This window comes from Arthrobacter sp. MDT2-3, from assembly GCF_059090465.1.
The window spans coordinates 426,628-439,294 of sequence record NZ_JBNHFS010000004.1; the positions used below are offsets into that span (position 1 = coordinate 426,628).

General features: G+C 64.9%; 14 protein-coding genes and 1 riboswitch. Of the genes, 8 read left to right on the top strand and 6 right to left on the bottom strand.

Going from position 1 to position 12,667, the window contains the following annotated elements; genetic code table 11:
* Window positions 1–48: 48 nt before the first annotated feature.
* A riboswitch (TPP riboswitch) is annotated at window positions 49–189 on the bottom strand.
* A gap of 72 nt (window positions 190–261) precedes the next feature.
* From AC5RUQ_RS14740 to AC5RUQ_RS14770, 7 genes are all read left to right on the top strand, one after another.
* Entirely contained in the window at window positions 262–804 is a 543-nt protein-coding gene (locus tag AC5RUQ_RS14740) for a heme-degrading domain-containing protein (RefSeq protein ID WP_493948070.1), read from the top strand.
* 106 nt (window positions 805–910) lie between these two features.
* Window positions 911–1,120: a hypothetical protein gene (locus AC5RUQ_RS14745; RefSeq protein ID WP_493948071.1), complete on the top strand. Its 210-nt coding sequence runs from the start codon at window positions 911–913 to the stop codon at window positions 1,118–1,120.
* 121 nt (window positions 1,121–1,241) lie between these two features.
* Entirely contained in the window at window positions 1,242–1,700 is a 459-nt protein-coding gene (locus AC5RUQ_RS14750) for a DUF4383 domain-containing protein (protein WP_493948072.1), read from the top strand.
* An 84-nt stretch (window positions 1,701–1,784) separates the two neighbouring features.
* Window positions 1,785–2,846: an iron-containing redox enzyme family protein gene (locus AC5RUQ_RS14755; protein WP_493948073.1), complete on the top strand. Its 1,062-nt coding sequence runs from the start codon at window positions 1,785–1,787 to the stop codon at window positions 2,844–2,846.
* Window positions 2,843–3,907: a glycosyltransferase family 2 protein gene (locus AC5RUQ_RS14760; protein ID WP_493948074.1), complete on the top strand. Its 1,065-nt coding sequence runs from the start codon at window positions 2,843–2,845 to the stop codon at window positions 3,905–3,907. The genes AC5RUQ_RS14755 and AC5RUQ_RS14760 overlap by 4 nt, the downstream gene beginning before the upstream one ends.
* Window positions 3,904–4,119 (top strand): CDGSH iron-sulfur domain-containing protein, encoded by a 216-nt coding sequence (locus tag AC5RUQ_RS14765; protein WP_458780117.1) that lies wholly within the window; start codon window positions 3,904–3,906, stop codon window positions 4,117–4,119. The genes AC5RUQ_RS14760 and AC5RUQ_RS14765 overlap by 4 nt, the downstream gene beginning before the upstream one ends.
* Before the next feature lie 121 nt (window positions 4,120–4,240).
* Complete coding sequence (locus AC5RUQ_RS14770; RefSeq protein WP_163167563.1) at window positions 4,241–4,504, top strand: DUF4235 domain-containing protein; 264 nt, start codon at window positions 4,241–4,243, stop codon at window positions 4,502–4,504.
* Between the two features lie 69 nt (window positions 4,505–4,573).
* Here the strand turns inward: AC5RUQ_RS14770 and mnhG are convergent, their stop codons facing one another.
* The 6 genes from mnhG to AC5RUQ_RS14800 are packed head-to-tail and all read right to left on the bottom strand — an operon-like array spanning window position 4,574 to window position 11,002.
* Window positions 4,574–4,984, bottom strand: a complete 411-nt coding sequence (gene mnhG, locus AC5RUQ_RS14775) for a monovalent cation/H(+) antiporter subunit G (protein WP_163167561.1) — start codon at window positions 4,982–4,984, stop codon at window positions 4,574–4,576.
* Window positions 4,974–5,252 (bottom strand): MrpF/PhaF family protein, encoded by a 279-nt coding sequence (locus tag AC5RUQ_RS14780; RefSeq protein ID WP_163167559.1) that lies wholly within the window; start codon window positions 5,250–5,252, stop codon window positions 4,974–4,976. Before AC5RUQ_RS14780 ends, mnhG begins: the two co-directional genes overlap by 11 nt.
* On the bottom strand, window positions 5,249–5,794 hold the full coding sequence (locus tag AC5RUQ_RS14785; RefSeq protein WP_493948075.1) for a Na+/H+ antiporter subunit E: 546 nt from the start codon (window positions 5,792–5,794) through the stop codon (window positions 5,249–5,251). Before AC5RUQ_RS14785 ends, AC5RUQ_RS14780 begins: the two co-directional genes overlap by 4 nt.
* Complete coding sequence (locus AC5RUQ_RS14790) at window positions 5,791–7,395, bottom strand: Na+/H+ antiporter subunit D (RefSeq protein ID WP_493948076.1); 1,605 nt, start codon at window positions 7,393–7,395, stop codon at window positions 5,791–5,793. The genes AC5RUQ_RS14785 and AC5RUQ_RS14790 overlap by 4 nt, the downstream gene beginning before the upstream one ends.
* Window positions 7,392–7,913, bottom strand: a complete 522-nt coding sequence (locus AC5RUQ_RS14795) for a Na(+)/H(+) antiporter subunit C (protein ID WP_493948077.1) — start codon at window positions 7,911–7,913, stop codon at window positions 7,392–7,394. Before AC5RUQ_RS14795 ends, AC5RUQ_RS14790 begins: the two co-directional genes overlap by 4 nt.
* Window positions 7,910–11,002 (bottom strand): Na+/H+ antiporter subunit A, encoded by a 3,093-nt coding sequence (locus AC5RUQ_RS14800; protein ID WP_493948078.1) that lies wholly within the window; start codon window positions 11,000–11,002, stop codon window positions 7,910–7,912. The genes AC5RUQ_RS14795 and AC5RUQ_RS14800 overlap by 4 nt, the downstream gene beginning before the upstream one ends.
* Window positions 11,003–11,197: 195 nt before the next feature.
* Here AC5RUQ_RS14800 and AC5RUQ_RS14805 point away from each other — a divergent pair, with 195 nt between their 5' ends.
* Window positions 11,198–12,601 (top strand): MFS transporter, encoded by a 1,404-nt coding sequence (locus AC5RUQ_RS14805; protein WP_493948079.1) that lies wholly within the window; start codon window positions 11,198–11,200, stop codon window positions 12,599–12,601.
* Window positions 12,602–12,667: the final 66 nt, after the last annotated feature.

A 12,667-nucleotide genomic window follows, 5' to 3' on the forward strand; every position in this document is an offset into this window, starting at 1 on the left:
CAGGAGGGGAAAGTGGATACAGCAACCGGCGCTGCCGCCGTTGCCGCACACTTCGAGAACTCGACTCCCTTGCGCCGGTACTAACCGGATCAGGTTCGAGGGTCTGCGGCTGTCCGCACTCTCAGCGCCCACCTGCGGTCCCTGGCATGGCCAGTGATGCCCGACGGCGGCGCTCCCCTGTCGTTGAATGTTTCTGTCGGTAAATAATCGCCCTTGTGGGCGGGGTCCAGTTTACACCGGAGGAGGGGTAGATTGTGGGCCATGACTGCCAATTCCCCGCATGTGACCGAGTTCGATCCGGATTCCGATGCCATCCAGCAGGAAGGATCCCTGCAAGCGCTCATCGCCCGGATCGAAGGCGAAATCCACGAGCTACAGTTTCCCGGCTTCTCCCTGGACGATGCACTCAACCTCGGGCTGCTGCTGGTGGAGCTGGGCAAGGAGGGCCAGTTTTCCATCGCGATAGACATCACCAAGGGTGAGCAGGTCCTGTTCCATGTGGCGCTGCCCGGCGCCACCCCGGACAACGAGCACTGGATCCGTGCGAAGCAGCGCACGGCCGCCCGGTATGAGGTGCCTTCCCTGCTGGTGGGGCTGCGCGCCCGGCTCAAGGGCGGACGGATCGAGGACAACGCCTGGTTCGATCAAAGCCGGTATGCGGCCCACGGCGGCTCCTTCCCGGTCTACGTCACAGGGGTGGGCGCAGTCGCAACCGTGACCGTCTCAGGGCTTCCCCAGGTGCAGGACCATGACCTGGTGGTACAGGCCCTGCGCGAGATCCTCGGTTCCATGCGGGCGGACTGACCTCCAGTGGGCGGACGGACTGCAGCATCAAAGCGGACTATGGACGCCGCGAAATGCTGGGAGTACATTCGAGGCCAGCGGCCGGAGTTCCAAACAGGAGGACGCCATGATCGGTCCTGCAGCCGAAAACCAAGTGCGTGCGGCGGTGGACAAGGCAGCCGAGGAAATGATCTATATCGGCCCGGACCACCCTTACTATCCACTGCTGGCGGAACTTGTGTCCGCCGTCGGGAAGGCCTGGCAGCAAGGGTACGAGCACGGACGCCGGGGCGGGCACCGGGCCAACCCCTATGTGTGGAGTACCTCGGAGGGGTGAGTGCCACCACCGGCAGCGGGGTCCGCCGCGTGCTGGCTGTCCGCCAGATGGAAAGCGTACTTAGCTTTTATTAGTAATCATGCTTACTATGTTGTCTCCCGGCTTTTGAGGAGACAGGACAATGACAGTCAGCACCCGGGCCACCGGAGCAAGGACCGGCCTGCAGAAGGCAGCGCTTGCAACGGGCGCCCTCTTCCTCCTGGTGGGTGTCCTGGGATTCATCCCCGGGATCACCAGCAATTATGAAGCCCTGGGCTTGGCCGGGCACGGCTCCGGGGCCTTGCTGTTGGGAGTTTTCCAGGTGTCCATCCTGCACAATATCGTGCACGCGGCCTTCGGGGCGGCGGGACTGTTGCTGGCCCGGACCCACCAGCAGGCAAGGAGCTTCCTCATCTACGGGGGCGTTGTCTACCTGGTCCTTTGGCTGTACGGACTCCTGGTGGGTGATCAAACCCCCGCCAACTTTGTCCCCCTCAACGGCGCCGACAATTGGCTGCACTTGGCCCTAGGCTTGGGCATGATCATCCTGGCCATCCTGCTGTCACCGCGGACCACCCCAAAAACGCCGCCCCGGACCTGACCCGCCGGCCAAACCGAAACCGTCACCGTCGACGCCGCAGCACAGGCAGCACCGGCAGTACCACTGCCACCCATAAGGAGCATCATGAAAATCCCCGAAGCCCGAGGCCCCCTTAGCAGCGCCCTTTTTACTTCCCTGGCCGTTGGCGCCGGCACCGACGACGCCACGACGCGCGTCGAAGAACTGCGCCGGCTGGTCACGGCAGGGCTCGCTGCAGCCACAGACATCATCGGGGACGACGACGTCCAGCTGGCACTTTTCTGCCTTTATGAGCTCCACTACTCCGGCCTTGAAGGCGTCAGCGACGACTGGGAGTGGGAGCCGGGCCTTATCCAGGTTCGCCGCCTGCTCGAAAGGCCGTTCGAGGAAGCGCTACGGGCCGCTGCCCAGGCGGCAGCCGGGGAGCTGGACCTACCGCCGGCAGCAGAGATGACCAGTGACGCAGTGGCCGACGTCCTGTTTGGACTGGCCGGAACCGACACCGGGCCCAGCGTGTCCCGCTACGTGGCGAAAAAGGCGAGCCTGGACCAGCTCAAGGAGTTCCTCATCCACAAGTCCGTCTACCAGCTGAAGGAAGCGGACCCGCACACCTGGGCCATCCCCAGGCTTACAGGTCGGCCGAAGGCGGCGCTGGTGGAAATTCAGGCCGACGAGTACGGCGGAGGACGCCCGGAACGGATGCACAGCGCGCTCTTCGCCCGCACCATGCGGGGACTGGGAATGGACGACCAATACGGCGCCTATGTCAACGCGGTACCCGCCATCTCCCTCGCGGCGGTGAACATGATGTCCCTCTTCGGGCTCAACCGCCGGCTTCGCGGGGCCATCACGGGACACCTGGCACTTTACGAAATGACCTCGTCCCGGCCCAACCGCCTGTACGGCAACGGCTTCCGGCGGCACGGCTTCGATACCGAGGTGACCCACTATTTCGACGAGCACGTTGAAGCCGACGCCGTCCACGAGCAGATAGCGGGCCGCGACCTTGCGGGTGGGCTGGTGGAAGCTGAGCCCGGGTTACTCGGGGATGTCCTGTTGGGTGCAACGGCGGCAATGGCGATCGACGGCAGGATTTCCACGCACCTTTTGGCCTGCTGGGAAAACGGCGAGACCTCGCTGAGGGCGGCAGTGCCGGCGGCGGCATGAACGCTAAGGGCATCGTGTCCGCAGAGTACATCCTGCCGCTGCGTTGGACCGAGGATTCGCAACTGCCGGACCTGGCCGCGTACCTTGGGCGCCTGGTCAAGTGGATACCCGTCACCGTGGTGGACGGCTCCGACCCGGAACTGTTCGAGCGGCATGCGGCAGCCTTCCCGGCTGGCGTTCGCCATCTCCGTCCGATGCAGGGCGGCGGGGACAGCCACAGCAGGGGCGAAGGCAACGGCAAGGTAGCCGGCGTCATGACGGGCGTCCGTGCCGCCAGGGCTGAGCTGCTGGTGATAGCCGACGACGACGTGCGCTACACGCGCGAATCGCTCACCGCCGTCGTCAATCACCTTGCCTCAGCGGACGTAGTGCGGCCGCAAAACTACTTCGAGCCCCTGCCGTGGCATGCGTGGTGGGACACGGCCAGGACACTGATCAACCGGGCCTGGTCCGCAGATTACCCGGGAACCCTGGCCGTGCGGAGGAGTGCACTGCTCGCCACCGGCGGTTACGATCCGGTGCTCTTCGAGAACCTCGAGCTCATCAGGACCGTGAAGGCAGCTGGCGGCCAGGAAAAGATCCTGCCGGACCTGTTTGTTGCCCGCCGGCCGCCCGGGCCGCGGCACTTCCTCAAGCAGCGCACCCGCCAGGCCTACGATGACTTCGCCCAGCCCCGCCGCCTCGCCGCGGAGTTATCCCTGCTTCCGGCGATAGCCGCAGCAGCCTGCCTCCCCCGGGGGCTCCGCGGGCGGGCCTTGCTCGGACTGGCGGCCGCGCCGGTTATCTTCGCCGGCATTGGGCGGCAACGGAACAACGGCGCAGCCGTCTTCCCCCTCCGGGCGGTGTGGTGCGCCCCGCTGTGGGCCCTGGAACGGGCTGTTTGTATCTGGATCGCGCTGGCATTCCGCATCGCCGGCGGCGTTCCCTATGCCGGGACACGGCTAGGGACCGCTGCCCACTCGGAGGCTGAACTGCAGCGCAGGCATTCCGGAAAACTGGCCACTTTGCGCCAACAAGACATCAAGCCGTCAGCCAGCAACCGAGACCAGGAGCAGCCATGAACCAGGAACCCGCCGAAAGCTCGATCGTGGTGTGCCCGGATGGGCCCCTGATTGTCCGGGGCGACTTCGAAATCGTGACGCCCTCCGGCGACCCCGTCCCGCGCGAGCGTAAGACTGTAGCACTGTGCCGCTGCGGCGCCTCGGCCATCAAGCCCTACTGCGATGGCACCCACAAGATGATCAAGTTTCGGACGGAACCGCCCGTTGCTTGAACAGCACTCCTCCACTGAGTGCGCAACGCCAGCAGCGAACCGGCGCCTTGCCGCACCGGGCGCCGCCATGATGCCGCTAGGCTGAAGTCAGCCCGTTTTCCGCCCGCAAGGAGTACTAAGAATGAACCTCTTCATCAAGCTGCTCGGCACCGGTGTGAGCCTTGGCGCCGGCTTCGTCGGAACCAAGCTGGTCAACACCATCTGGGAAAAGTCCACAGGACGGAAGCCGCCTACCGGCAAGGACGAGGACATCCCCACCAGCCTGCAGTCGGCGCTGACCTTCGCGTTGATCTCGGCCTCGGTCAGCACCATCATCCAGGTCCTGGCCAACCGAGGCACCCAGCGGGCCATCACCCGGTTCGCCAAGAGCAAGGACATCGTCTAACAAACGTAGTTTTTGTCCAGGTAAGCCGGGCTAAATCGTTCGGAAGCCAGCATATCTGGACAAAAACTCTTAAGGCTGGGAGCCGTCGCCGGTACCGTCCTCACGGGCGGTCTTGGCGGCGGCTTTCTGCACTACCGCCTCCAGCTCATCCGCCGTCAGCAGCTCGCGGTGCAGGTGCTTGGTCCGGTAGCCCGCCCTGCCCACCATGTGGGCGGACACCGGCACCGTCAACAGCTGGAAAATCCAGGCGACCACCAGCACGGGCCACACCCACCAGGTACGCATCTGCAGGCCGATGGCTGCCAGCAGCAGGAACAGCCCCAGCACCTGCGGCTTGGTGGCGGCGTGCATGCGGCTCAGCAGGTCCGGAAAACGGAGCAGGCCGATCGCGGCGCCCAGGGACATCACGGCACCCACCACCATGAAGACGGCTGACAGCAGGTCGATCCAACCGTCGAGGGCAGTGGCTTCAGGATTCAATGGGCTGTTCCCTTCGATCGGCCACAAACCTGGCAACAGTCACGGACCCGATGAAGCCGATGATGGAGATGGCCACCACGAGCATCAGGTTGTTCAGGTGCCGGTTAACGGCCATGTCCACACACAACGCGCCGCCGAGGATGGCGAGCAGGACGTCTGTGGCAAGCACCCGGTCCAGCAGCGACGGCCCGCGCGAAATCCTGATGATGGCGCCGGCTGCGGCCAGCGAGAAAATGACGGCTGTAACAACCAGGACGGTCTGCATCATGATGCTGCCTCCATACGAACGGTTTCGAGTTCTTCCCTGGTACCCATGATCCTGATCAGCCCGGCTTCGATGGACCGCACCTCCTGCCGGAGGTTCTCCACCTCCTCCGGGGAGCTGATGTTCAGTGCATGCAGGTAGAGGGTGGAGGTTGACCGGTCCACCTCCACCACCAGCGAACCGGGAATCAGGGAAATCACGTGCCCGGTGGCCGTGACCAAAAGATCCTGGTGGCTCCGCAGGGTCACAGCCACCACAGCGTTCCTGACCCGCGGCCCGCGCGCTGTTGCCAGGTACAGGACCTGGCCGCTGGCAACCACCACCTTGGCCAGGAACGTGAGTGCGAAGGGGACGGCGTAGAGGATGTTGAAGCGGCCGCTGAGTTCCACCGGCGGGAGATAGAACAGCCGGGCTACGGCTACGGCCAACAGCGCACCGAACAGGAGGTTTCCGGGGCTGAAGTCCTGCCACAGGGCGCCCCAGACAATGACCAGCCACACCAGGAGCGGAAGTTCCTGGCGCAGCGAGATGCGCCGGCGGCTCATTTTCCTCCTCCGGACGTGAGAACCATGGGGACCGTGGTGTCCTCGCCCAGCACGGCCTGGATGTAGGAAGACCGGTCCAGCATGTCCTCGGCGGCCTGGTCGGAGACGGTGAACAACGGACCCGCGAAAACAGTGAGCGCAACGCCGAGGACCACCAGGCCCAGGGTGGAACCCACCATGGTGCGCGGCAGGAGCGTCACGGTATTCCGCTTGGCACCCGGTCCGGCCACTGCTGCCATCGGCGGGGCCAGCAGCACGGGATCCGGATGTTCGGCGTCGCCGGGGCTGCGCCAGAAGGCGCGGTTCCACACCCTGGCGATCGCGAGCAGGGTCAGGAGGCTGGTGACAACTCCGCCGATCACCAGCGCGTAGGCCAGCGGCGTGCCCAGTTCGATGCCGGCCTGCATCAGCCCCACCTTCCCCAGGAATCCGGAGAACGGCGGGATGCCGGCCAGGTTCATGGCGGGAACAAAGAACAGCAGCGCCAGCAAGGGCGAGAGTTTCGCGAGGCCGCCCAGGCGGTCCACGGACGAACTGCCGCCACGGCGTTCAATTAGCCCCGTCACCAGGAAAAGACTGGTCTGGATGGTGATGTGGTGGGCCACGTAGAAAACCGCCGCGCCCAGGCCGGCCGTAGAGGACATCGCCAGGCCAAACACCATGTAGCCGATGTGGCTCACCAGTGTGAACGAGAGCAGACGCTTAATGTCGTTCTGGGCCAGCGCGCCAAGGATTCCCACCACCATGGTCAGCAGTGCGGCCACCATAAGGGGGGTGTTAAGGGTGTCACCGGGAAAGAGCAGGGTCTCGGTGCGCACCATCGCGTAAACGCCCACCTTGGTGAGCAGGCCTGCGAACACGGCAGTAACCGGCGCGGGCGCCGTGGGGTAGGAGTCCGGCAGCCAGAAGGACAGCGGGAAGACAGCGGCCTTGATGCCGAAAGCCACCAGCAGCATTACGTGCAGGAGCGTTTTGGTGCCCTGGTCCAGTTCGCCGAGCTTGATGGCAAGGTCGGCCATATTGACGGTTCCCGTGGCACCGTAAACCATGGCGATGGAGATCAGGAACAGCACCGATGACACCACGGACACCACCACATAGGTAACGCCCGCGCGGATCCGCGGCCCGGTGCCGCCAAGGGTCATGAGGACGTAGCTAGCCGTCAGCAGGATCTCGAAGCCCACGTAAAGGTTGAACAGGTCCCCCGAGAGGAACGCGTTGGAGACGCCGGCCACCAGGATCAGGTAGGTGGGGTGGAAGATCGAGACGGGCGCGTCCTGGTCGCCGTCGGCCATGCCCTGCCCTGTGGCATACACCAGCACGGCGAGGCTCACGGCCGAGGACACCACCAGCATGAGCGAGGAGAACTGGTCCACCACCATCACGATGCCCCATGGCGGCAGCCAGCCGCCGATGGTCACGGCAGCCGTCCCGCCGTCCCAGACGGAGGCCAGGAGGAAACATTCCAGCAGGAGCGTGAGGGACAGCAGCGCGATGCTGACCGCCCGCTGCGCCCGTGAGTGCCGGATCAGCAGGAAGGTCAGTGCGGCGCCCAGGATGGGAAGTACGACGGCGAGCGGGGCAAAGCTTGCGATGTTCACTTTCCGCCTCCTTCCGGGCCAAGGGCCACATTTCTGGAGCCGGGTTTTTCTTCTGCAGCGGCGCTCTCGGCGGATATCTCCCGGCCTCCGGCCACCACCGTTGCCACGGGGAACTCGGAGGTCTCGGCAGGGATCTCGGCGTCGTCTTCGGCGTCGAAGCTTGGCGTTTCCGCCACGCGGCGGTCTTCGATGTCGTCCTGGATTTCGTCCTGGCGGGCCAGGACCCACGTGCGGTAGATGATGCCGAGCATAAAGGCCGTGACGGCAAAGGAGATCACAATGGACGTGAGGATCAACGCCTGCGGAAGGGGATCGTTGTAGTCCTGGGCCGCAATGTCCTTTGAATACAGCGGGGCAAGCCCGGCGTATCCGCCGGTCGCCAGGATCAGCAGGTTGGTGGCATTGGCCAGGAGCATCAGTCCCAGCAGCACCCGCGTGAGGCTGCGTTCCAAGATCAGGTAGATGCCGCAGGCATAGAGGGAACCCATAACTATCAGCAGGGTCAGGTTTATGCTCATGCTTGGCCCTTTCCGGTGGTCTCGGCGGAGAGGCCTTCCGGACCGTTATCCCGTACGGAAGCGTCCTGCGCTGCTATGCCAGCGGCGTGCGCGTCCCCGGCAAATTCCTGCCCGTCGTCGGCCATGTCATGGGACACAGCGGCGGAACCCTTTTCAAAGTGCTCGTCGATTTCGGCCCCGAGGCTCCGCAGGACGTCCAGCACCAGGCCCACCACCACAATGTAGACACCGATGTCGAAGATGGTGGACGTGACGAACTTGATGTCTGCGAACACAGGCAGCCAGAGTTCGATGATGGCCGTCTGGAACACCTGGCCGCCCAGCAGCAAGGGCACTACGCCTGAGGCTGCGGCAACTGCCAGCCCGACGCCCAGCAGGGCGCCGGCGCTAATGGGGGTGGCCTCGCGCAGTTCGAACCGCCCGCCTGCCAGGTAGCGGATGGTCAGGGCAAGGCCTGCGGTGAGGCCACCGGCGAAACCACCGCCCGGAAGGTTGTGGCCGGCCAGCAGGAGGTAGAGCGAGAAGATGATCATGGAGTGGAAGATCAGCCGGGTGACCACCTCGAAGATGATGGAGCGCCGTTCCGGGGCCAGGGTCCTGCCCGCCACAATCCACGCGTCCCGGGCAGACGCGGCGAACTTCCGGCTCACGGCCAGCGCAGCGGCGTCACGGGAACCGGGGCTGGCTCCGCGGTAGCGGCCCACAGTGCCGGCGGCAACGCTGGCGGAGTTCTTGATCCGGTCGCCGCGGCCACGGACGAAGATGAGGCTTGCGACACCTGTTGCTGCCAGGGCAAGGACGGTGATTTCACCGAAGGTGTCCCAGGCCCGGATGTCTACGAGCGTGACGTTGACGATGTTCAGTCCCCCGCCGCCTTCGTAAGCGAGGCGCGGAAACTCCAGCGAAACAGGGATGGCTGTCCTGGCGCCCATCGCGTAGATCGCGGCGAACACCATGGTGACGCCGAAGCAAAGGCCGATAATAACGCGAACCACGCGGTATCTGCCGCCGGTGCGGTCCCGAAGCTCTGGCGGCAGGCTCCGCAACGCCAGGACAAAAGCCACCAGGACGATGGTTTCCACCAGCATCTGGGTGAGGGCCAGGTCCGGGGCGGCCTGGAGGGCAAACATCAGTGCGATGCCGTAGCCGGTGACGGAAACCATCAGGACCGCCAGGAACCGTTTGTTGGCCTTGACGGCGGCCAGGGCGCCAATCACGATGCCCGCACCCACCACCAGTTGGAGCGGCGAACCCGGATCCACAAGGTAGATCCCGTCCGGAAGCGGCTTGCCCGCCAGCAGGATGGCCGCCAGGGGCAGCACAAAGGCGACGCTGAGGATGACGGCGAGGTAGTAGTACAACGAACCGCGCTGCGTGCGTCCGGTAATCCACACAGCTACGTCATCCAATGCCCCGATGGTGTACTGGTACGCCTTGTCCGAGTCCACCCACGGCGGCACCAGGGACTGGGCCCGCGTAACAGTGTTGCGGCCTAAGTACATCGCCAAACCCAGCGCGAAGGTCAGGGCAGTCAAACCAAGCGCCGGGGTGAAACCGTGCCACAGGGCAAGGTGGCCTGCCTGCTCAGCCGGCGTGCCGGCGTCGGGAGCGGACGAAGCAAACAGCGCGGCGTACGGCTGGATCCATGCGTCCACAGGGACCGGCCACAGGCCGTAGACAATGGTCAGGAGGCTGAGGATGGCCGGCGCGGCGAGGAAAGAGGGCTTGACGGCCTTGAAGGGTGTGGGCTCGACTCCCGCCTTGACCGCAAACGCACCCCACATGAAGCGTGCACTGTACGCGAAGGTAAGGACGGACCCCAGGACCAGCCCGGCCAGGACCACCATCCCCCAGGGACCGGCGGCAGGGTCGCTTGCGTGGTGGACAAAGGCCTCCAACACCGATTCCTTGGCCACGAAGCCCGCCAGCAGTGGCACACCTGCCATGGACGCGGCGCCGATGCCGGCCACAGTTCCCAGGGCGCGCGAGGACTTGAAGACCCCGGAAAGCTTGCGGACATCGCGGGTTCCGGACTGGTGGTCGATGATGCCCACCACCAGGAAAAGGGTGGCTTTGAACAGGCCATGGGCCAACAGCATGGCCAGGCCGGCGAGGGCCGCGTCCGGCGTGCCCAGCCCCACCACCATAGTGAGGAAGCCCAGCTGGCTTACCGTGCCGTAGGCAAGGATGAGCTTGATGTCGGTCTGCCGCAGCGCCCGGTAACCGCCCACCAGCATCGTCGCCAGCCCGAGGCCCAGCACCACCGGCTGCCAGAAGGACGTCTCGGCGAAGCCCGGGGCCAGCCGTGCAACGAGGTAAATGCCCGCTTTGACCATCGCCGCGGCATGGAGGTAGGCGCTGACCGGGGTGGGGGCCGCCATGGCTCCGGGGAGCCAGAAATGGAAGGGAACCAGCGCCGATTTGGTGATGGCACCCACCAGGATGAGTACGACGGCGGCACCCACCAAGGAGCCCGCAGGTCCGCTTACGAGCGCCGGCGCCTGCTGGAGGATGTCCGAGATGCGGTACGTGCCGGCCGCGTAGCCAAGCATGATCAGGCCCACCAGCATCGCGAGGCCGCCCGCGGTGGTGACCATAAGTGCCTGAAGTGCAGACCGCCGCGCTGCCAGCCTGGTGCGGGCGAATCCGATCAGGAGATAGGACAGGATGGTGGTGAGTTCCCAGAAGATAAACAGCAGCAGGAGGTCGTCCGCCACCACCAGGCCGAACATGGCTCCGGCGAAGGCCAGGAGCTGGGCTCCGAAGGCGCCAAGGTCCTGGTCCTTCTTTTTGAAGTACCTTGCGCAGTAGACCAGGACCAGCGAGCCGACGCCCAGCACCAACAGGGACATGACCCATGCCAGGGCATCCATGCGGAAGGCGAACTCAAGCTGGAGGCCCGGGATCCAGGGGACCACTTCGGCGACCGCCCCGTCCCTGGAGTAAACAGGGCCGTGCTGGAACAGCAGCCAGATGAAGGAGACAGCGGGAACAGCCGCCAGTGCGCAGAAAGCATTGCGGCCCCATGCCCTGAAGAGGAACGGCGCCACCACAGCCACCGTAAAGTGCACGGCCAGGACTGTGATCACTGTTATCTCCGCAACGTCAGGGATTCGATTGTCAAAAGTTGGAGCAGGCGGCTTTTGGTTGGGTTCGGGAGGAGCCAGTTTATCAAGACCCGGCCTCCTCTTCCTTCCTCCGTGTTGTATCCTGCCCCCGCATTCCCCGGCGTGACGGGCTCGAAGTCCGCCGCCTGTTCGCCATCGGCGGATACGATGCATCATATGAACAGCGCCAGCGCTCCCGGGGCAACCCATCCGTCCTCGGAACTTGAATCCGGGAACCAGGCAACCAGCAAGGGCCGGGTTCTGGCCTGGGCGTCCTGGGACTGGGGTTCGGCCGCCTTCAACGCCGTCATGACCACGTTCGTCTTCACCGTGTACCTCACGTCCAACGCGTTCGGGGGCGAAGACCAGGCGTCGGCTGTCCTGGGCGGGGCGCTGGCCGTTGCCGGCTTGGCCATCGCTTTACTGGCTCCGGTCACCGGGCAACGGTCGGACGCCGGCGGCAGGCGCAAGCTCTGGCTGGGAGTCAACACGGCCGCCGTCGCCATTCTCACTGCACTGTGCTTCTTTGTATTCCCCCGGCCCGAATTCCTCCTGCTGGGAGTGTCCCTCATCGCCCTTGGCAACGTGTTCTTCGAGTTCGCGGGGGTCAACTACAACGCCATGCTTGCCCAGATCTCCACGCCGCGGAACATCGGAAAGGTCAGCGGCCTAGGGTGGGGGGCGGGCTACCTGGGCGGCATCGTTGCGCTGTTGATCGTCCTGCAGTTGTTCGTCCAACCAAGCTTCGAGTGGTTCGGCGCCTCAACGGAGGACAGCCTGAACATCCGGCTCGTGGCAGTCTTCTCTGCCCTGTGGTTCTTTGTGTTCGCCTTGCCCGTGCTGTTTGCCGTGCCCGAACTGCCAAAGGCTCCGCAGGTTGGCCGCCTGGGAATCATGGGCAGTTACGGGCTGCTGATCCGCCGGATCAAGGCGATCTATGCCACCAGTCCGCACACCATCTACTTCCTGCTGGCCAGCGCCGTTTTCCGGGACGGCCTGGCCGCGGTCTTCACCTTCGGCGGAATCATCGCCGCGGGCACTTTTGGCTTCGAACTGTCTGAGGTCATTTTCTTCGCCATCTTCGGCAATGTGGTGGCCGCTGTGGGCGCCATCATCGGCGGTTTTCTTGATGACAAGATCGGGCCCAAGTCAGTGATTATCGGATCCCTGGTGGGCCTGCTCATCGCCGGCACGGTCATCCTGGTCCTGGGCAACGGCAACTATGACTTCTTCGGCATGGACTGGCCCGGCAGCACCACCTTTTGGGTGTTCGGGCTGTTCCTTTGCCTGTTTGTGGGTCCCGCCCAATCCTCGTCCCGGGCGTACCTGGCCCGGCTTGCCCCGCATGGCGAATCCGGCGAGCTCTTCGGGCTTTACGCCACCACCGGCCGGGCCGTCAGTTTCCTGGCGCCGGCGCTCTTTACCCTCTGCATTACGCTGGCCACCCCGCTGGTGGCCCCGGGTGAAGCTCAACGCTGGGGCATCCTGGGAATCATGGTGGTTCTCCTGGCCGGGCTCCTGGTTCTGCTGCCGGTGAAGTCACCGGACAAGGCCCCCATCGCGGTCATCCCCGCGGCCTGATTTTCCCCGAACGCTGCGGCAGCACGCGCATCTGCCTCGCCTTTTGCTGTGCCCGCCGCAGCCACC

Excerpts from the sequence above, each read along its gene's own strand:
- AC5RUQ_RS14805 (WP_493948079.1), top strand. The coding sequence starts at position 11,198 with ATGAACAGCGCCAGCGCTCCCGGGGCAACCCATCCGTCCTCGGAACTT.
- AC5RUQ_RS14740 (WP_493948070.1), top strand. The coding sequence starts at position 262 with ATGACTGCCAATTCCCCGCATGTGACCGAGTTCGATCCGGATTCCGAT.
- AC5RUQ_RS14745 (WP_493948071.1), top strand. The coding sequence starts at position 911 with ATGATCGGTCCTGCAGCCGAAAACCAAGTGCGTGCGGCGGTGGACAAG.
- AC5RUQ_RS14780 (WP_163167559.1), bottom strand. The coding sequence starts at position 5,252 with ATGATGCAGACCGTCCTGGTTGTTACAGCCGTCATTTTCTCGCTGGCC.
- AC5RUQ_RS14770 (WP_163167563.1), top strand. The coding sequence starts at position 4,241 with ATGAACCTCTTCATCAAGCTGCTCGGCACCGGTGTGAGCCTTGGCGCC.
- AC5RUQ_RS14785 (WP_493948075.1), bottom strand. The coding sequence starts at position 5,794 with ATGAGCCGCCGGCGCATCTCGCTGCGCCAGGAACTTCCGCTCCTGGTG.
- AC5RUQ_RS14755 (WP_493948073.1), top strand. The coding sequence starts at position 1,785 with ATGAAAATCCCCGAAGCCCGAGGCCCCCTTAGCAGCGCCCTTTTTACT.
- AC5RUQ_RS14760 (WP_493948074.1), top strand. The coding sequence starts at position 2,843 with ATGAACGCTAAGGGCATCGTGTCCGCAGAGTACATCCTGCCGCTGCGT.
- AC5RUQ_RS14765 (WP_458780117.1), top strand. The coding sequence starts at position 3,904 with ATGAACCAGGAACCCGCCGAAAGCTCGATCGTGGTGTGCCCGGATGGG.
- AC5RUQ_RS14795 (WP_493948077.1), bottom strand. The coding sequence starts at position 7,913 with ATGAGCATAAACCTGACCCTGCTGATAGTTATGGGTTCCCTCTATGCC.
- AC5RUQ_RS14750 (WP_493948072.1), top strand. The coding sequence starts at position 1,242 with ATGACAGTCAGCACCCGGGCCACCGGAGCAAGGACCGGCCTGCAGAAG.